The sequence below is a fragment of the Nodosilinea sp. LEGE 07298 genome (assembly GCF_015207265.1).
Taxonomy (GTDB): Bacteria; Cyanobacteriota; Cyanobacteriia; order Phormidesmidales; family Phormidesmidaceae; genus Nodosilinea.
Map to the genome: position 1 here is coordinate 1 of NZ_JADEXE010000128.1, position 18,111 is coordinate 18,111.

Genomic DNA, 18,111 nt, shown 5'->3' on the forward strand with positions numbered 1-18,111 from the left:
GGTGAAGGTCGGTCGTCACTGACTCCCCGACTCACTGACGCACCGACTCACCTACCCTTCAGAGGTCAGACTTAGCTCTACGGGTTGCCCCGACTCCAGGGGCTGACTGCTACTTACCACATACTGTTCGCCGGGGGCGAGGCCGGAGAGGATGGTCACTTGGCCGTCGGCGCGATCGCCCACCTGTACCGAGCGAACCTCAACAACCGGGCTGCCGTCGGTTTCGCTGACTACAAAAACTTGAGGATCGCTAGATTCAGCGGTTTCCAATGCGCTTTCGGGCACGATAACCGCGCTGGTTTGATTGCCAATGCTGGTCACGCGGGCCAGCAGACCGCTGTTGATGCGACCGCCGGGGTTGGCAATGGTAATTTCTATGGGCAGCAGGCGCGAGGCGCTGTCGGCGACCGGCGAAATACGCGTTACCTGGCCCGTAAACGATTCACCGGGGAAGGCATCGATCGCGAGTTCAACTGACTGCCCGGTGCTGAAGTCGCTGAGGCTTCTGTCGACCACTTCAATCACCACCAGCACCTGAGACAGGTCACCCAGGGCCAAAACCGCTTCACCGGGCAGCACCAGATCACCGGGTTCAGCGACGCGCTCTAGTACCACCCCAGAGAGGGAGGCGGTGAGATTGGCAAAGGAGAGCCGCTGCTGGGTTTCGCGCAGAATAGAACGCTGGGCCTCGACCCGCTGCTGGGCCGCAGAAACTGCCTGCTGCCGAGTACGTACCTGTTCTTGAGACGATTGCAGCGCTTGTTCGGCGGTGGCCAGGGTAGTCTGGGCCTGCTCGGCTTCCTGGGTAGAAACGGCCCCCTGACTGGCCAGGGACTTGAGCCGCTGGGCATCGTTGCTGGCCTGCTGAAACCTGACCCGAGATTCTTCAATGGAGGTGCGAATGTCGGCCAGTTCGGCTTGGGCCTGAGCAACCTCAAACTGGCGGGCGGCTAGCTCAGCCTGGGCCTCGCCGACGGCGGTTTGCAGCAGCACATTGTCGAGGTTGCCAACCACCTGGCCCCGCTGCACCGAATCGCCTACATCGACCGTTAGGTCCAGCAGACGCCCTTCGGCCTGCGATCGCAGCGATACTTGCCGAACCGGGCGGGTCGTGCCCGTGTAAATACGGCTCGAATCTTCAGCGGCGGCGGCCATAGCCACATTGACTACAGCCGGTCCCTCTTCTTGCTCAGGCTGGGCCTGGGCCGCAGGTTCTACTGGTTGGCCACAGCCTACTGTTGCGATCGCAAGCCCTCCCATCAACAAAGCCCCTGCCACCCCTACCGGGGTACGCCTTGTCCTTCGAAACCATCTGACGAACACCATGGCTAGCCCCTAAACCGCTGCGTTTAATTTACTTTACATTTTTTAATTCAGGCGTCTACCTTTCAGCCGATGTCATCAGCGTGAGTTTGGTCTGCGCCATCCCCGCTTTTCGCGGCTCCAGGCTCAACTTCAGAACCGCTTCTTCTATGAGTAGATTTCAATACTTAAACGAAATCGGCCAACCCAGGCTCTGGCCGATTCACATAGTTAAAGAATGCCACAGCGACTCATGCCTAGGGCCGATCATAAGAGCATTCTTACGTTTAACGTTTTTTGCCCAAGCGCCAGCCAGACTGCAAGCTTCACCCCTCAACCGATCGCCGACCCCAGCCTAAGAATCCTGCCAGGCTCTCGTGGACATCAGCCCTGCCACGACCCCGCGCGGGCAGTAGCCCAGCTTAAAGGCGCGATCGCTAGTGGATGACACATCGGCTGGGCGAGCAGCGGGCATGGCGACATCGGCTTGTTTGCTCGGCAAAATTAGGTTCTTCTCTAGCCCAAAGACCTCAGCCATGCGGAGGCCAAATTCGTAGCGGCTGAGGCGTTCGGGTCCGCTCAGGTGCAGTAGCCCGATCGCCTTTTCGAGAGCCAGCAGTAGGCCGGCGGCGGCATCTTCGACATAGGCAGGGGTACGAAATTCGTCGAAAAATAGGTGCAGGGGCTGCTCGGACTGTAAGGTACGCATGAAACCCTGCAAAAAGCATTCTGCCGTTGGGCTGGGGGGGCCGTAGAGCAGCGGCATGCGACAGACTACAGCCGTGGGGTGCAAAGCTTGAATCAGGGCTTCGGCTTCAACCTTGTGGCGACCATATATGTTGATCGGGCTGGGAATGGAGGCTTCGCTATAGGGGGGCGTCTGACCATCAAATACCTGATCGGTGGAGGTAAAGGCAAAGGGAATCTGGCGATCGCCGCATACCTGAGCCAGCACCCGAGTTGCCTCTACGTTGATGGCGTAGGAGAGGTCAGGCGATTGCTCACAGCGGTTGGGCTGCGACAGGGCGGCGGTGTGGATGACGGCATCGGGCGCTAGTTCTGTCAGCCAGGACGCTACCCGTCTGAGGTCGATGAGGTCAATGACGTGCAGCGCCACCCCCAGCAGGGGCGGCCTGTGGCGGTGGTAGGTGCCTTCAACCTGCCAGGTGGTCTGGGCGGCGCGGCACAGGTGCCAGCCCAAAAACCCGCTAGCGCCAGTCACTAAAAGCCGTCGTCTGGCGGTGCTGACAGTACTGGCGGTGCTGGCGAAACGGGGTGCTTCGGGGGATTGTTTTTCCATGGAGCCAGATATGGGATTGAATGGAAACGGTCTAGCTGGCTGGTGGGTATGGCTCGTTATCGACGGTGGTTAGGTGGTGGATGGCCCCAGCAAGTGGCGCTCTGCGGGAGAATATACTCAAAACGAGCATTTCCTTGGCAAGGGCGGCTGGGGCGGTTGGTTTTAGCCTTAGGGTTAGGGCTGGTTTTGGGGCTCATGGGCGAGTTGTCTCTCCACTATGGCAATGCAGCGATCGCTCAGACAACCGCCGATGCTGAAGAAGTTTTTTTTGCCGATGTGCTGGTGCGAGGGCAGCCGGTTTTCCAGGTGGGGGGGCTGCCCGATAGTAGCGCAGTTGATCGGGCAGGGCAGATTAGCCGCCGCATTGCCGCTTTGCTGAACCAAGATACTGGCTCAGCGCCGATTACGGTGAATGTTGATAGCGATCGCAACCTCGCTACCCTACAGGTCAACCAGCGGCTGATTATGACTGTCACCGCCCAGGATGCCCTCGATTTTGAAACTGACATTGCCACCCTGGCCCAGCGCTGGGCCGACCTGCTCAACCAGGCCATGGCCCGCACCAATCTGGCGGTGGCGGTGACCTACCGGATTCAGCGCACGACCCAGGAACTCTTGAACAACACAGTGGACAACCTGCCGGCCCTGGTGGGGGCGCTGGTAATTTTGGTGCTGACCTGGCTGCTGGCGGCGGTAGTGCGCCACGCTGTGCTGGTGTGGGCCAAGAAAACCGAGGGCGATCGCACTACCGAAGAACTGATCAGCCGTCTCTGCTACGGCGGCGTGTGGACCCTGGGCGCGATCGTGGCCCTGGGGGTGATGGGGCTAAATTTTGCTGCCCTGCTCGGCACGTTAGGCCTGACCAGCGTGGCGATCGGCTTTAGCCTGCGCGACGTGCTGAGCAACTATATTTCTGGGGTCATTTTGCTGGCTACCCGACCCTTCTGCATTGGCGACCAGGTGGTGATCAACAGCTACGAGGGCACTATCACCCAAATTCAGCTGCGGGCGACCACGGTACAAACCTACGACGGTCGCCTGGTGTACATTCCCAATCAGGAAGTGTTTCAGAGCAGCATCACCAACAACACCGCCTCGCCAATTCGTCTCAGCAGCGTCACCGTGGGCATTGACCACAACGCCGATTTGCCTGACCTGTTCAATCGCATTCAGCAGCAGATGAGGCAGGTCGAGGGGGTCGAGCGGGAGCCTGAACCGATTGTGCTAGTGCGCGAGCTAACGCCCACGACCGTGAATCTGGAGGCCCAGTTTTGGGTCAACTCCCGCAAGCAGTCGTTCTTACAGGTCACCTCTCACGTGCTGGCGGCGATTAAGCTCACCCTGCAAGCAGCCCAGTTTGCCGAAACCAATGCCCCCGAAGACATGGCGATCGAACCGATTCCCAATAATGTCGATCGGCCCGATGAATCTATTTCCGATGAATCTATCCCCAATGGTGGCGTGGAATAGACATCCTGCTTCAGATTGACAGCCAAGACGGCTATCCCATAGGCCACGTGATGAACTAGAGCCAGCCTAGGCCGATGCGCTGAACGAGTGCTTAAGCGATTTGGAAAGCTTGGGCAAGCTTTCCATCTAGTTGCTGAATATGCCGAAAGCTTAGATCACCCAACTTCCTCGTGACTAACTGGCGATTGAGGGTCGCAATACGGGTCGTTTTAACTTTAGAAGACACCCTTAGGCCCGTTTTTGAGAACTCAGGATCGCCTGCATCAAGCTTGAACTCATCCTCATCAAGGCGATCTATTTTTTGTGAGGTAATTGCACAAACAACAACGTCACCACCGCGTGGATTAATCCATAGAACGATAGCAGGCCGCAGTTTAGTTTGGCTAAGGTCTGTAAACGGGAAATTGACTAAGACAATGCTCCCCTTTACGACCATGAGATTGGTGCCCCGTCTTCTAAGGTGTAAATTTCGGGCTCTTGATACCAAAAGTCGAAGCTACCGCCTTTTTCAGCAAGATGCATTATTTCTTGGGTGGAGGGGTAGGGCACTTCGCCTAGTAGTTTGTCGAGCAGGAGGGCTTGCTCGTTAGTAGAAAGAGATTGAATGACCTGAATGAGCGAATCGACAAGCTGAATGTTGATTGCTGGTACCGCTGGTTCCATTGCATATCCCTCTGGCTGCTAATCACTAGATTAGCGTTTAGGTTCGTTGCTTCACGCTTTGACGGCTGGTTTAGGTCGAGAGTTGGCCATGTATCAAGGCTGCTGTGCCTCTCTATAAACCCCTAACGGTATGCTTAGGGGCACATCTCTATCCCAGCGGCAGCTATGGAACGCAACCAGTTTCGCATTGGCACGTTTAACCTCAACAACCTGATGCTGCCCGATCGCGAGTTTTACCCCGGCGAGGCCCACTCCCAGGCCAACTATCTCAAAAAGCTGGCCTGGATTGGGGCACAGCTCGATCGCATGACGGTAGATATCTGCGGTTTTCAAGAGGTATTTCATCGGGGGGCGCTGAAAGAAGCCCTGCACCGCAGCGAATACCACCAGCAGCACGAGATTGTGATGGCAGAGGGCTTTGGCCGAGGGCCGGGGGTGGCATTGGCGACGCGGTTGCCGGTGTTGGGGCAGCGGGTGTACGACGAATTTCCGGTCGAGAGCATTTTAGATCTGGAGGGGGCAGAGATTCCGATTCGGCGGTTTTCGCACCCGGTGCTGGCGGTAGATTTGGCGCTGACCGAGGCTATTCAGTGCACGGTGTTTGTAGTGCATCTAAAATCGAAACGGCCCATGATGGCCAACGGGGTCGATCGCAGCGACCCGATCGAAATTGCCAAGGGCCACGCCCGATCGCTAATTCGCCGCACTGCCGAGGCCGCCGCTCTACGGTTTTTGCTGATGGAGGGATTGCGCGATCGCAACTATCCGGTGATTGTCGTTGGCGATGTCAACGATAACCACACCGCCGTCAGCACTCAGATTGTATCTGGACAGCCGCCGTGGGAACGCTGGCCCTATCGCAAAAAAGCCCCAGTGTGGGACGTGCTGCTGTACCAGGTCAAAGATATTCAGGCCCGGCTCGGCTATGGTGACCACTACTACACCCACATCCACAACGGCCACTACGACAGCCTCGACCACATTATGGTGAGCGAAGAATTTTCGGCTCAAAACCGCGATCGCATTGGCCGCGTCACCTACGTCTCGGTTTTTAACGACCACCTGTTTGATCAAACCCTGCTCGAAGACAGCATCGAACCCTGGCAGTCTGACCATGGTCAGGTCGTGGCCACTATCGAGCTCAACCCGCCCCTGTCGAGCCGTCCCCAGCTGGTCGAGCGCTAGGAGAAGGCCAAGGTTCACGGTTTGAGGTATACGGTTCACGGCAGGCCTGAAACCCAAAGCCCAAAACCTAATCGCACTGCTTTGAGCGATTGCGGGGCTGGGGCTGCTGTCTAGATCACTAAACTTTCCAGGCTCAAGCGATATTCTAGGTCACAGATATGTGGTGAGCAAAGCAGCGGTGCGCGTATTTTTTGACTTTGTGGTGGGCGGTATTGCAGCTCTGTTTCCGGTCGTAGACCCGATTGGCAGCGTGCCGATTTTTTTGGTTTTGACCACGGGGGTGCCCGCTGGCCTGCGCCATCGCTACGCCCTGCGCATAGCCCGCAACGTGGTGCTGCTGCTAGTGAGCACTCTGCTGGTGGGGGGCAGCGTGCTGCGCTTTTTTGGCGTTTCGCTGGCGGTGGTGCGCATTGCCGGGGGCATTGTAGTGTTTCACGCGGCCTGGCGGGCGATGAACTCTGACCCCAAGCTCACCGATGTCGATAGTCAGGAGGCCGTACAGCGGATCGACGAGCACAAAGATATTGCCTTTATGCCCATGACCATACCACTGCTGGGGGGACCGGGGGCGATCGCGGTTACGCTGGGCCTCGCCGCCCAGGCCGGGGGCGATTTTTCGGTACCTACAGCGCTAAATTTGCTGGCGATCGCCGTCGCAATCGGGCTAATTGGTCTGGTCATTTTTCTGTCGCTGCGATCGTCTACGCTGCTGCTCAAAGTGCTGGGGGCCAGCGGTATTCAGGCCATGAGTCGCCTGCTGGGGCTGTTTGTGATGGCGATCGGAGTGCAGCTTATTCTCAATGGGCTAGCCGACTGGATGACCTCTTTGGGATGGGTTATTCCCTAAACTAAGCGAGCCAGGATGCGTAGTTAAAGATGTAGTTAGCCACGCTCCGCCCCCATAGTTTTGGCTTAGACTTGAGGTGTTCCCTCCAGTGCCTATAAGCAGCCTGCAATGCTCCATTTAGCGGTGTTTTATCCCGCTTGCCGCCAGCCCTTCAGGGAAACCTTGACCCATGAGTTACCCCAGCTTTCACAACTTTATCAAGCTGCTGCGCAGTCTGCTCAAGCGCAGGCAGCCCTGGCTATTTGAAGAATCCATCTTTTTGGCTGACCTATGTCTGGCCTATGGCACGATCGCCGGGCTGGGCGATCGCGACAAGAAAACTCTATTCCTCGCCGCTCATTTTAAAAACCTGGGGGCCATCTACCTCGAAGATCAAAATCTCAAGCAAGAATACCTCGATCACCGCGACACTATGGTGCAGATGGAGGTGCTGTTTAGGGAGAGCGCTCAGCTAGCCCGAGATGCAGGTCTAGATGAAGTAGCCAATGTGCTAGAGCAGTACCACCTACGAGCGATTCCCCAAAATTCTCTGGCTCGCATTTTTCAGGTGCTCAATGCCTGGGTGTCATGCCGTCAGCGCAAGGGGTGGCGCGGCTCCATGAGCGACAAAGAGGCGCTCATTATTCTCAAGCAGCGGGCCGAAATGAAATGGTCTGACCCCAAGGTGGTGTTTCACTTTATTGAGCATCTCTGCCGCTATTCGTCACGACCCGAGCGGCGTCAGGCCTGCACCATAACCGGCTTTGAGGTGCCGCCCGAGGTGCCCGAGGTGAGAGACTACAGCTTTGATACCCTCGAAGACCAGTTTCAAGAGCAGGTCGAAGCGGCTGGATGACCAGGAGCTTGCCTGGCGGAGTCTGCTACCAGCTTGACGTCTGGGGGATGGTCAAGGTCAAGCACAAGGGGATACAGTTGGAAAGGCAACGAATCAGCCAGACAGGGGGTTGATTCTGGGCTATCAATCCCTAAAATTTGGGGATTATGGAGTCATTCTGCTAGTTGCAGACTGGCTGAAAGGTTTGTTCGGCAATAGCAACTAAGGGTTTGTCATGGCTAACGACGCGATCGATATGGAACAGTCCTACGTCAATTCGCTCACCGAGAAAGACATTGATGCAGTGCCTTGTCTAGAGACCATTGAGGCGGTGATTGCCAGCCTCGATCAGGGTGATGGGGCCATGGTTAGCCAAACGACTGAGGGGCACCTGTGGCGGTTTAAGTATGGCAGCGTAGACGTATATGTGCAGCTAACTGGCGAGACCGAAACCGATACGCTAACGGCATGGTCGCCAGTGCTAACGCTCCCGGCCAAAAACGAGCCTCAGATGATGAAGCAGCTGCTAGAGAAAAACTGCAATGAAACCCTCGAAGCCCGCTTTGGTATCTCTGGCGACAAGGTGCTGGTGATTTCGAGCCGCATTCTCCAAGATATTTCTGCCGCCGAAATCTCCCGGCTGTTAACTATTGTAGCCACCATCGCCGACGACTCGGATGAGGCGCTTGTCGCTGAATTTGGGATGGCCTAGTAGACTGCGTGTTGGATGATTCTTGCCAATAGCCGGGGAGCTAGGGAGCCAAGCGATCTAATAGTAGACATGCTTCAAGCCTTCGAGTACTGCTTGACAGAAATTGGGCGACCATTCTAGCCCCTCTGGCTCACCGGCAGTATGCAACACGTCAACTTACGCCTCAGCTTACTAGGCTCGCGCCTCTTCAATCACCGATTTAGCGATCGAAGGTAGCTGTAACCCTGGCGGGTACTGCCCTTCGTCTTTGATGCGCTGAATCATGGCGGGGGAAACGCGCAGGCCAAGACGATCGGCGATCGCGCGCACCACATCGCCCCGGTCAATCGTACCGGCTACGGCATCGGCGGGGGTAAGCACCGTGAGCCGAGGCAGCTGTAAGTCTTCGAGCTGGTCGATGACCTCGGTCAGCGGCGTGCCCTCCCGTACCGAAGGAATATCTAATAACGGTTTAGCAATGTGGTTGAGGGGCAGTGTTTCCCACTGGCTGCGCTCGATCGCGCGCATATCATCAACGCTGACCAAACCCCGGTAGCGACCGTCGGAGGCGGCGAAGTAGGCGGGGGCTCGGTTTTCGTCGAGCAGGTAGGTATCCGCAAACTGCCGCAGCGATATAGTGGCATCGACCACTTTAAAGTCGCGGGTCATGGCATCAGCGGTGGTAAGTGCCAGCATGGCCTCTTGCAGGTTAGTAACCTGGTTGTAGGCGGCGGCATTGCGCAGGGCAAACCAGCCAATGGCGGCAATCCAAAAGCCAGAAAACGCCTGGTAAACCAGGGCCATGACCAAACCAAAGGCAATCGCCAGCCAGCCCAATAGCTGCCCCGATCGCGCCGCCCAGCGAATGCCCTTGATGCGGCTGCCAGTCCCCTTCCAAACCATGGCTTTGAGCACCTGTCCGCCATCTAGCGGCAGACCGGGAATCATGTTGAATAGGGTGAGCACCAGGTTGATTTGGGCCACGCTGCCGGTAATCACAGATACGGGGGTCGGCAGGGCCGGAATTTGCGAAACGGCGGTAAGCAGCAAAAACAGGCCAAAGCTGACTAGAGGGCCTGCAACGGCTACCTTGAGCGCGTCTTCGGGGGTTTTAGATTCTTTGTCGATGGAGGCAATACCGCCAAACAAAAATAGCGTGATCGAGTTGACCGCGATACCCTGGGTTTTGGCGGCAATGCTGTGGCCCAGCTCATGCAGCAGCACCGAGGCAAACAGCAGCAGCGCCAGGGCAAACCCCATCACCCAGGCCAGGTTACCCCAGGCCGAGTGCCAGCTGGGCTCTAGCCCATAGGACACGGTTACCAGCAGCAGAATAATGAACCAGGAGCTATCAACAAATAAGGGGATCCCTAAAATAGCCCCAACACGCCAGCTAGATTGCATTGCCTAACCCCTAGTTAACGTCATCAAATGCCAAACCAGACCCAATGCCCCTCACAAATGCGGGCGCTTAGGTCTGGGATATAGCTTTATTCTATCAATCGGCCCATGAACTCGCTGGGCGGTGCCATGGGTGGATACTACAACAACCCGGCGTTGCCCAGGCCCAAAATCATCCCAGCACCGAGAATGTGGCCAAAGCTGGCGATCGCCAGCAGTTCGGGCAAACCAAAGCCTTCAAACACCATTGGTAGGCCCACGGGCAGCGCTGGCCCCGCCCCCGGCTTGCGGATGGCGTACTTGCCAATGGCCAGCACAAACAGGTTACAGGTAATCATGATCAGCGCTACTTTGTACGACCACTCGGGCGTGGTGGGCACGGTGTAGGCGGCAAGCAGGTTAGAAAACAGCAATGTTATTTCTCCGCTAGAGGTCTAAAATTGGGGCTTGAGAAACAGAATTTAACGACGATCGCTTAACGCTTAGCTATAGATACGGCCTTAGCATGGGCATTTAAGCCTAGTTGGATTATAAAAATCCGGTGACACCACTCCAGCGAAATGTTCAATAGAGTTAACATGCGGGTCAAGATTTGTGGCATTACCCAGGCAGAGCAGGCGATCGCGATCGCCCGCCACGGCGCGACCCACCTGGGCTTTATCTGCGTGCCCCAGTCGCCCCGCTACCTGGCCCCCGCCGCGATCGCCGACATTACCCACTCGCTCGACGCGGCTGGAGTTGTGACCAAAACCGTGGGCGTCTTTGCCGATGCGCCTTTGGCAGAAATGGGCGCGATCGCTCGTCAGGCCAATCTCAGCCACATTCAGCTCCACGGTCAAGAAACTCTAGAGCAGTGCCAACAACTGCTGGCTGAACTACCTGGTATCTTCCTGATCAAGGCCATTCGTGTTCGCACCGACGAAGATCTAGCGCGGGCCGAAGCCTATGCCCCTTATGTCGATGCGCTGCTGCTCGATGCTTATCACCCTCAGCAGCTCGGCGGCACGGGGCTAACGCTTGATTGGAAGGCTCTGGTGTCGTTTCGACCCGCCTGCCCCTGGATGCTGGCGGGCGGGCTTACCCCCGAGAATGTGTCTACGGCGCTCTCAACGCTTAGACCCGACGGCATTGACCTATCCAGCGGCGTTGAACAGAGCCCTGGAATCAAAGATCTGATCCTAGTACAGAGACTATTTAAAGAAATACAACAGCCGTAGCTGAACCTCAAATTCTATTTTCAGGTTTTGTCACTGCACTTTCTAATCTTTGCAAACAGTGCATTACAAAGCCTTTTTCAACAAATAATGCTAATTTCCAGGCGATTCTCTGTTTTTTTTCGATGCCTTCTTCCTCTTTTTAGGTTCAATTTTATTGGTTATTTGATGAGATGATTTATTTTCAGGACGAATGATTCTCTTGCCTTTAGAAAAAGAGATTGAGGAGCGCTTTGAGCTAATTGAGCGGTTTGCCATATACTCCAGGGATGCTTCCGCCAAAAAAGCAGATCGACTTCCGCCCTGACTATCTACGAAGCGGTCAATTTTGCTTAAAACGTTCTCAGGCATTGAAATATTTATGCGCTTTGTGGATCCTGATATATTTGACAGGTCAACATCTACTACAGCAAAAATTGCATTGTCATAATCAGGATTATTCATATGGGTCTCAGAAGGCTGTGGAGTAGGCAACTCCTCACTATCAGAAAATAATCCTTCTATATGACATTCTATGGCTTCAGTACTGTTAGAAAGAGCTTGATCTAAGGTGTCGCCAGCAGAGAAACATCCTGGCAAATCAGGTACGGTAACTCCATAGTCACTATCTTCGTCTTTATGAATTACAACGACATAACGCATATTTTCTCTATGGTTATTAATGCCAGACCTATGAAGATTTTTTAGTCAGACGGAGGCCACTCCCATCCCGCTTGCTTGAATATGCTGCGGACGGTACCCACCGGTAAGTCCTTTTTAGGATGGGGTACAGTAACACGACCTGAATAGGTCGGATGCTTAAACTGTTGGTGACTTCCACGAGCGTTAGCTAGAGTCCATCCGTCCTTCTTTAGCCTGGAGATGATGTCGCTACTCTTCATGCATCACCAGTTATACACACTATACACATTCTGGTGAGAATCAATTTTGATCGGCTTTGGGCGCTAGTGGTGAGGTGTCTGGGGATGAGGGGCTGATGGCGGCGATCGCCAGATCCTTGCCTTCTACTTCGTGATGGGTGGCATCTTTGGCCAGCACCTCGATCGCATCAGGTCGGTAAGCGGCAACATCAAACCAAAAGGTAGTGCCAATGCCCACTTCGCTGACTAGGTGCACCTGGCTGTTATGTTTTTCGATGATGTTTTTGACAATCGAGAGGCCGAGGCCAGTACCCTCCAAGGTGTGAACACGGTTTTCGACCCGGAAGAAGCGATCGAAGATGGCCTGCTGATCTTCGGGGGCAATGCCAATGCCGGTATCACAAATTTCGACTCGAATGTAGCCGTCCTCACCGGGGCCGTCGCCAGAGGGCACAATTTGGTGCGCCCGCAGCATCACCTGTCCACCCGACTCGGTAAACTTGAGCGCGTTGCCAACTAAGTTACTAAACACCTGTAGCAGCAGATCGTAGTTGCCAAATACCGGCGGCAAATCGGGTTCTACATCCTGCAAAAGCTCGATCTGCTTATCGCGGGCGTTGAGGCGATGGGTGCGCAGGGTCTGCTCGATAGGCTGAATGATATCGACCGCTTCGAGCTGGTACTGGCGACTCGACTCTAGGCGCGATAGGTCGAGTACATCGTTGACCAAACGGGTGAGGCGATCGGTCTCATGGTTAGCCGTTTCGAGAAATTCTTTGCGCTCACCGTCGCTAAGATCTTCGCCGTACTCGTGCAGGGTTTCAATAAACGACTTGATATTGAACAACGGCGTGCGCAGCTCGTGGGAGACATTACTGATGAACTGGGCTTTGGCCTCATTAAGGGCCACCTCGCGGGTAATATCCTGCACGGTAATAGCCAGACCTTTGACGTTTTCTTTGGCCTGGTCGAGCACCGTGTTGAGCAAAATGCGCAGGGTGCGGTGGCTGGGTTCAGTAATTGGCACCCGAAACTCCATCGCCTCTGAGTCACCCTTGACCGCCTGAAACAGGGGCCGGGTGAGCTGCACCCGCACCGGGGCGGGGAAGTGCCCCAAAATGTTCTCGCCGTCTAGGGCTTGGTTGTCCCAACCGAAGATGCGGCGGGCGGTGGGGTTGACCAGTACGGCGTGCATGTCGCTGTCAAGCAAAATAGCGCCGTCGGCAATGGTTGAAACTAGGGTTTCGAGCTTGGCTTTTTCAGCAGTCAGTTCTTCAATATTTTGCTCTTCATAGCTTTCCAGGCGCTCGGCCATATCGTTAAAGCTGTAGATCAGCTCGCCCAGTTCGCCACCCAGGGGCAGATCGATGCGCTGGTTGAAGTTTCCGGCGGCAATGTTTTTGACCCCTACCACCAGTTCTTTAATCGGCTGGGTAATGGTAAGGGCATTGAATACGGCCCCTAGAATCACCATTACCCAGATGGAGACAAACACCGCAATGGTGACATCTCGGGTTAGGTGCGACGAGGCAACCACAGTGGGGTTGGGGTTGATGCCCAGAGCCAGTACGCCCAAATGCTGGCCGTTGTAGTTGAGCGGCACAAATACATCGGTGACTTCGCCAACAGGAGTAAGGTGCTGGCGCACCAGGGGGCGATCGGTGTTTTGAGCGTAGCCCTCGGGCAGCTGCATGCGCCGCCGGAGGGTGAGAGAGCTTTGCACCGATGCTTCAGAAAAGGGAATGCCAAAGAAAATATCGCCGTTTTCGTCGGCGTAGAGCATGTAGCGCACGCTAGAGGTGCTCTGGTAAAAGCTGTAGGAGAAGCGGGCCAGTTCGGTGCGATCGGCTTCGTTGACCAGGGGCGCAACATTGGCGGCCAGCAGCAGGCCCAGGTCGCGGGCAAAGCGGGTGTCGTTGAGGCGGGCATCCATTTGAATGGTGTTGACGGCCCAAAAGGTGAGGGCGCTGGTAATCAGCGACACCACCAGCGTTGCCCCGGCCATCAGCCGGGTTTGGAGAGTGAAGTCACCCCACCAGCGCAGGAAGATATCGCGAATTTTTGCCAGGAGCCTGATCAACTGAACCTATTCAAATGCCGGACATTCAGCCTTTATTCTGGCATGTTCTTCGCATTCTGGCCCTGCCCTCAGTCATCAAACAGGGTTTCAAACTCGTGGCGCAGGCTATCGTAGTTGATGACACGGGCCACAATCAGGTTTTGGTCGCCCAGGTTTGGGGCGTCCTTAGCGGCAGCAAACTGCTGCTGCCAATGGCGCACGTCTTTTTCTTGATTGAGCCAGAAGTTGACGATGGTGCTGACGATCGCATCCCAGTCCCAGTCGGGTTTGCGGTGTACGACCTCGGTGGCGCTTATAAAGGCATCGAGGGTGCAGCAGTAGCTGCCGAGGTAGGCTTGAGCGCGATCGCGATTGGCCTCCACCTGCTGCTGGTGGTTAAAAAATTGCAGCACCGGGGCAATACCAATGATGTCAAAGCTATAGCTCATAGACGAATCACGTCCAAAATCAGGCGTGGTGGCACAAGTTAGTGAATAGTTTAGGCAGTTCACTCTGTAGAGTTGTTCGCCTGCAACAGTTTTCACGATTTTCACACCATAAATGAGTTATTACCCTAGAAGGCACTGCCCCCAGTTAGATATCGCCCATTCCCCTTAGAGCAGGCCATAACCACGCTGGATTTGCCTCTCACAATCAACCTTGAGGCTGTTCATTTTGCTCCCCCGGCATTAGGTGGCAGCGTCTTGTAAGTGACGGGTATCACAGTTAGCAAAATTCTTGAGAACCGTTAAGACTCGAATAACCTGCCGTAAAGATGGCGAATCAGGGATGACATAGCGCTGGGCCTGAGGCATTCTAGGTACAGATACGACAAACGCACGCAATTTATAGCTAACTCCTTATACTAAGCAGCCCCCGAAGCCTTGGCCTCGGGGGTTATTTAATGGAAAGCCCCCAAGATTCTGGCAGAATCTTGGGGGCTTAGCTTAGGGGGGTGCTACAGCTTAGGTGCCCACAGTCCAGGAGTTGATGTAGATTTCCTGCTCGGGGGTAAGGCTATCGACTTCGATGCCCATGGCGACCAGCTTCAGACGAGCAATTTCCTTATCTACCGCTTCGGGGATGGAGTGCAGGCCCGGCTCCAGGGAACCTTTGTTCTTCACCAGGTATTCGCAAGCCATGGCCTGGTTGGCAAAGCTCATGTCCATCACGGCGCTGGGGTGCCCTTCAGCAGCAGCCAGGTTGACCAGGCGACCTTCGCCCAGCACGATCACTGACTTGCCGCTGCTGAGCATGTACTGCTGAGTAAAGTTGCGGACCTGCTTCACTTCGCTAGCCATTTCGCCCAAAGACTTGAGGTCGATTTCGATGTCAAAGTGGCCCGAGTTACACACCATTGCGCCGTCTTTCATGACCTCGAAGTGCTCGCGGCGAATGACGTGCTTGTTGCCGGTTACGGTAATAAACAGGTCGCCTACAGTGGCTGCCTGGGCCATAGGCATTACCCGGAAGCCATCCATCACCGCTTCAATAGCCCGCACTGGGTCAATCTCGGTGACGATGACATTGGCACCCATACCTTTGGCCCGCATGGCGGTGCCTTTGCCGCACCAGCCGTAGCCTGAAACCACGATGGTTTTACCCGCCAGCAGTACGTTGGTGGCGCGAATGATGCCGTCGAGGGTCGACTGGCCAGTGCCGTAGCGGTTGTCGAAAAAGTGCTTGGTGTCGGCGTCGTTGACGTTCATAGCGGGGAAGCTGAGCACCCCGTCTTTGAACATAGCCTTGAGCCGCACGATTCCGGTGGTGGTTTCTTCGGTGGTGCCGATGATCTCAGACAGCTGGGCCTGGCGATTCTGCACCAAGGTGGCAACCACGTCGCTGCCATCGTCAATGATGATGTTGGGGCGGTGGTCGAGAGCGGTTTCGACATGACGCAAGTAGGTGGCGCTGTCTTCACCGCGCAGGGCAAAAACGGGAATGCCGTAGTCGGCAACCAGGCTGGCGGCCACGTCATCTTGGGTGGAGAGGGGGTTGCTGGCAATCAGCACGGCATCGGCCCCGCCTGCCTTGAGGGCGATCGCCAGGTGAGCGGTCTCGGTGGTAACGTGGCAGCAGGCCGAAATCCGAATGCCTGCCAGGGGCTTTTCTTGGGCAAAGCGGTCTTGAATCTGGCGCAGCACAGGCATCTCGCGCCCGGCCCACTCAATCCGCTGCTTACCCTGGGCGGCCAGGGAAATATCTTTAACGTCGTACTTAAATTGGAGTGTTGTGGTCATAGCGAGGGTATCAACCGTAATGAATCGTTTCTGTGCCGTACCAAGTCCAGCTCGGGGTCTGTGGTTTTCCCACAGGTAGAACGCCACTTCTGGACTTGAATTTGGTTCAATTGCCAGCGTTCTTAGCCTAACGGAATTTCCTACGAGGAACTTCCCCAATATTCATACAGAATACTTTTCCAATAGTTCATACAGGAAACTTCCCCGATCGCACCTCCCCGCAGAATTGCTGGGCCGCCTCAATCGCTTGCTGCCTAAGATTGGCGTAGACCTTAGCAAAGGGCGGCTGCCAGGCCGAAAGCCCCAGCACATCTGCCGTCACCAAGACCTGCCCGTCGCAGTGGCTTCCCGCCCCAATGCCAATGGTGGGAATGCCCAGCGACTTGGTAATGTCGCGGGCTAGATCAGCCGGGATGTGCTCTAGCACAATACAGAAAGCCCCTGCCTGCTCTAGGGCCTGGGCTTCGGCAAGAATGCGATCGGCCTCGGTCTGGGTCTTGCCCTGCTTGCGAAAGCCGCCAAACTGGTTCACCGACTGCGGCGTCAACCCTACGTGGCCCATGACTGGAATGCCCCACTGCACCAGGTGGCGTACCCGTTCGACCACGCCCTCGTGGCCACCTTCAAGCTTTACAGCCTGGGCACCGGCTTTGAGCATACATCCAGCGGCGCGAATGGCGTCTTCTACGCTGGTCTGGTAGCTCAGGAAGGGTAGATCCACCACCAACAGGGCGTTTTTGACTCCCCGCCGCACTGCCCTAGCGCAGATCAGCATATCTTCCAGCGTGAGGGGCAGGGTAGTGTCGTAGCCCAGTGCCACCATCGCCAGCGAGTCGCCCACCAGCACAATATCGGCCCCCGCCTGATCAACAATTTGTCCCGACATCACATCCCAGGCGGTAAGCACAGCAATGGGCTGGGTCGGCACGCCCGCTTGCTTCCACCGCAAAATTCGATCAACGCTAACGGCCATAGCTGCGCCTGGGGAAGGGGTATGGTTGCCAGAATAGCAAACTACGATTCGGCTATCCCTCCAATCCTCAGCTCCACAAGTCGCTAAAATCAGTTAAAGCAGTATGAGTGGCTTATCACGATGATCCCAACCGTTATTGAGCAATCCGGGCGTGGCGAGCGCGCGTTTGACATTTATTCCCGGCTTTTGCGGGAGCGCATTATCTTTCTCGGCCAAGAAGTCACCGCCGACTCGGCCAACCTGATTGTGGCCCAAATGCTGTTTCTTGAAGCTGAGGATCCAGAAAAAGACATTTACCTGTACATCAACTCCCCTGGCGGGTCGGTGAGTGCGGGTCTGGGCATCTACGACACCATGAAGCACATTCGGCCCCAGGTGTGCACCATCTGCCTAGGGCTGGCGGCCAGCATGGGGGCCTTTTTGCTGACGGCGGGCGAAAAGGGCAAGCGCATGAGCCTGCCCAACTCTCGCATCATGATTCACCAACCCCTTGGCGGTGCCCAGGGTCAGGCGACTGATATTGAGATTCAGGCTAAAGAAATTCTCTACCTGAAGAAGCAGCTCAATGAGGCGATCGCCAACAACACTGGCCAGCCCTACGACAAAATTGCCGAAGACACCGAACGTGACTTCTTCATGAGCCCCCACGAGGCGGTGGAGTACGGCCTGATCGACCAGGTGATTGACCGCACCTCGGTAGGTTCTCGCCCGCTGGCGGTCATGTAATAAGCGCCGATCGCGCGACACTTTAACCCTTTACCCCCCAGAGTCTGGGGGGTTTTTAGTTATTGGAGAAGCTAAGGGCTGCCGGGGGCAGGCTGGGTTTCGAGGTAGAGCAAAAACTCCAGCAATTCGTCGTCGGTGAGGTCGTGGCGCGATCGCTTGCTGTAGGTCTTCTCTAAAAACTCGCGGCCCTGGTTAACGCCCCAGCCCAGTCGCTGTAGCTCTACATCGGTCTGGGCAATAATGTCTGACAAGTCAACGGAGACAGCTGGCCCGGTACCCAGGTCCATGAACTCGTCGGCTGGCTCGTCAACGTCATCAAAAGGCTTTTTAGGTAAAGGCTCTTTGGGTGGGGAGACTGCCTGGGGC

The 18,111-nt window shown here is 55.8% G+C and carries 19 protein-coding genes and 1 pseudogene; 7 read left to right on the forward strand and 13 right to left on the reverse strand.

Features of this window, described 5'->3' with window-relative positions:
• Positions 1 to 51: 51 nt before the first annotated feature.
• Together IQ273_RS17600 and IQ273_RS17605 are read right to left on the reverse strand one after the other, a co-directional pair.
• The gene (locus IQ273_RS17600; RefSeq protein ID WP_194024472.1) at positions 52 to 1,260 is read right to left on the reverse strand and encodes an efflux RND transporter periplasmic adaptor subunit; all 1,209 of its coding nucleotides are present in this window, start codon (positions 1,258 to 1,260) and stop codon (positions 52 to 54) included.
• 397 nt (positions 1,261 to 1,657) lie between these two features.
• Positions 1,658 to 2,602: an SDR family oxidoreductase gene (locus IQ273_RS17605; RefSeq protein ID WP_194024473.1), complete on the reverse strand. Its 945-nt coding sequence runs from the start codon at positions 2,600 to 2,602 to the stop codon at positions 1,658 to 1,660.
• Between the two features lie 195 nt (positions 2,603 to 2,797).
• On the opposite strand from IQ273_RS17605, the gene IQ273_RS17610 reads away from it, so the two are divergent.
• Entirely contained in the window at positions 2,798 to 4,072 is a 1,275-nt protein-coding gene (locus IQ273_RS17610) for a mechanosensitive ion channel family protein (protein ID WP_228053285.1), read from the forward strand.
• Between the two features lie 91 nt (positions 4,073 to 4,163).
• Here the strand turns inward: IQ273_RS17610 and IQ273_RS17615 are convergent, their stop codons facing one another.
• Both IQ273_RS17615 and IQ273_RS17620 read right to left on the reverse strand, forming a co-directional pair.
• Positions 4,164 to 4,508 (reverse strand): type II toxin-antitoxin system PemK/MazF family toxin, encoded by a 345-nt coding sequence (locus tag IQ273_RS17615; protein ID WP_194024474.1) that lies wholly within the window; start codon positions 4,506 to 4,508, stop codon positions 4,164 to 4,166.
• Positions 4,499 to 4,735 carry a hypothetical protein gene (locus IQ273_RS17620; protein ID WP_228053286.1) on the reverse strand — a complete coding sequence of 79 codons (237 nt, stop codon included), beginning with the start codon at positions 4,733 to 4,735 and terminating at the stop codon, positions 4,499 to 4,501. The genes IQ273_RS17615 and IQ273_RS17620 overlap by 10 nt, the downstream gene beginning before the upstream one ends.
• A gap of 165 nt (positions 4,736 to 4,900) precedes the next feature.
• On the opposite strand from IQ273_RS17620, the gene IQ273_RS17625 reads away from it, so the two are divergent.
• The 4 genes from IQ273_RS17625 to IQ273_RS17640 all read left to right on the forward strand — a co-directional run bounded on the left by IQ273_RS17625 (position 4,901) and on the right by IQ273_RS17640 (position 8,293).
• Complete coding sequence (locus IQ273_RS17625; RefSeq protein WP_194024475.1) at positions 4,901 to 5,920, forward strand: endonuclease/exonuclease/phosphatase family protein; 1,020 nt, start codon at positions 4,901 to 4,903, stop codon at positions 5,918 to 5,920.
• Between the two features lie 160 nt (positions 5,921 to 6,080).
• On the forward strand, positions 6,081 to 6,767 hold the full coding sequence (locus IQ273_RS17630) for a MarC family protein (RefSeq protein WP_194024476.1): 687 nt from the start codon (positions 6,081 to 6,083) through the stop codon (positions 6,765 to 6,767).
• Between the two features lie 169 nt (positions 6,768 to 6,936).
• Positions 6,937 to 7,602, forward strand: a complete 666-nt coding sequence (locus tag IQ273_RS17635) for a hypothetical protein (protein WP_194024477.1) — start codon at positions 6,937 to 6,939, stop codon at positions 7,600 to 7,602.
• Positions 7,603 to 7,837: 235 nt separating this feature from the next.
• Positions 7,838 to 8,293 (forward strand): YbjN domain-containing protein, encoded by a 456-nt coding sequence (locus IQ273_RS17640; protein WP_278000566.1) that lies wholly within the window; start codon positions 7,838 to 7,840, stop codon positions 8,291 to 8,293.
• Positions 8,294 to 8,464: 171 nt separating this feature from the next.
• Here IQ273_RS17640 and IQ273_RS17645 read toward each other — a convergent pair whose 3' ends face one another.
• Entirely contained in the window at positions 8,465 to 9,676 is a 1,212-nt protein-coding gene (locus tag IQ273_RS17645; protein ID WP_194024479.1) for a site-2 protease family protein, read from the reverse strand.
• 137 nt (positions 9,677 to 9,813) lie between these two features.
• A complete protein-coding gene (psaK, locus tag IQ273_RS17650; protein ID WP_106867904.1) occupies positions 9,814 to 10,086 on the reverse strand; it encodes a photosystem I reaction center subunit PsaK in 273 nt (90 codons plus the stop codon).
• A 165-nt stretch (positions 10,087 to 10,251) separates the two neighbouring features.
• Here psaK and IQ273_RS17655 point away from each other — a divergent pair, with 165 nt between their 5' ends.
• The gene (locus IQ273_RS17655; RefSeq protein WP_194024480.1) at positions 10,252 to 10,890 is read left to right on the forward strand and encodes a phosphoribosylanthranilate isomerase; all 639 of its coding nucleotides are present in this window, start codon (positions 10,252 to 10,254) and stop codon (positions 10,888 to 10,890) included.
• 90 nt (positions 10,891 to 10,980) lie between these two features.
• Here the strand turns inward: IQ273_RS17655 and IQ273_RS17660 are convergent, their stop codons facing one another.
• The 6 genes from IQ273_RS17660 to panB all read right to left on the reverse strand — a co-directional run bounded on the left by IQ273_RS17660 (position 10,981) and on the right by panB (position 17,019).
• Positions 10,981 to 11,529, reverse strand: coding sequence for a type II toxin-antitoxin system HicB family antitoxin (locus IQ273_RS17660; RefSeq protein WP_194024481.1), 549 nt, complete (start codon positions 11,527 to 11,529; stop codon positions 10,981 to 10,983).
• 41 nt (positions 11,530 to 11,570) lie between these two features.
• Positions 11,571 to 11,768 (reverse strand): type II toxin-antitoxin system HicA family toxin, encoded by a 198-nt coding sequence (locus IQ273_RS17665; protein WP_194024482.1) that lies wholly within the window; start codon positions 11,766 to 11,768, stop codon positions 11,571 to 11,573.
• A gap of 40 nt (positions 11,769 to 11,808) precedes the next feature.
• Positions 11,809 to 13,827: a two-component system sensor histidine kinase NblS gene (gene nblS, locus IQ273_RS17670; RefSeq protein WP_194024483.1), complete on the reverse strand. Its 2,019-nt coding sequence runs from the start codon at positions 13,825 to 13,827 to the stop codon at positions 11,809 to 11,811.
• 68 nt (positions 13,828 to 13,895) lie between these two features.
• On the reverse strand, positions 13,896 to 14,255 hold the full coding sequence (locus IQ273_RS17675; protein ID WP_194024484.1) for a hypothetical protein: 360 nt from the start codon (positions 14,253 to 14,255) through the stop codon (positions 13,896 to 13,898).
• A 516-nt stretch (positions 14,256 to 14,771) separates the two neighbouring features.
• Positions 14,772 to 16,046 (reverse strand): adenosylhomocysteinase, encoded by a 1,275-nt coding sequence (gene ahcY / locus IQ273_RS17680; RefSeq protein WP_194024485.1) that lies wholly within the window; start codon positions 16,044 to 16,046, stop codon positions 14,772 to 14,774.
• Between the two features lie 187 nt (positions 16,047 to 16,233).
• On the reverse strand, positions 16,234 to 17,019 hold the full coding sequence (panB, locus tag IQ273_RS17685; protein ID WP_194024486.1) for a 3-methyl-2-oxobutanoate hydroxymethyltransferase: 786 nt from the start codon (positions 17,017 to 17,019) through the stop codon (positions 16,234 to 16,236).
• 120 nt (positions 17,020 to 17,139) lie between these two features.
• Here panB and clpP point away from each other — a divergent pair, with 120 nt between their 5' ends.
• The gene (gene clpP / locus IQ273_RS17690; protein ID WP_194024487.1) at positions 17,140 to 17,745 is read left to right on the forward strand and encodes an ATP-dependent Clp endopeptidase proteolytic subunit ClpP; all 606 of its coding nucleotides are present in this window, start codon (positions 17,140 to 17,142) and stop codon (positions 17,743 to 17,745) included.
• A gap of 71 nt (positions 17,746 to 17,816) precedes the next feature.
• Here clpP and IQ273_RS17695 read toward each other — a convergent pair.
• Positions 17,817 to 18,111: pseudogene (locus tag IQ273_RS17695) on the reverse strand (hypothetical protein); the annotation flags it as partial.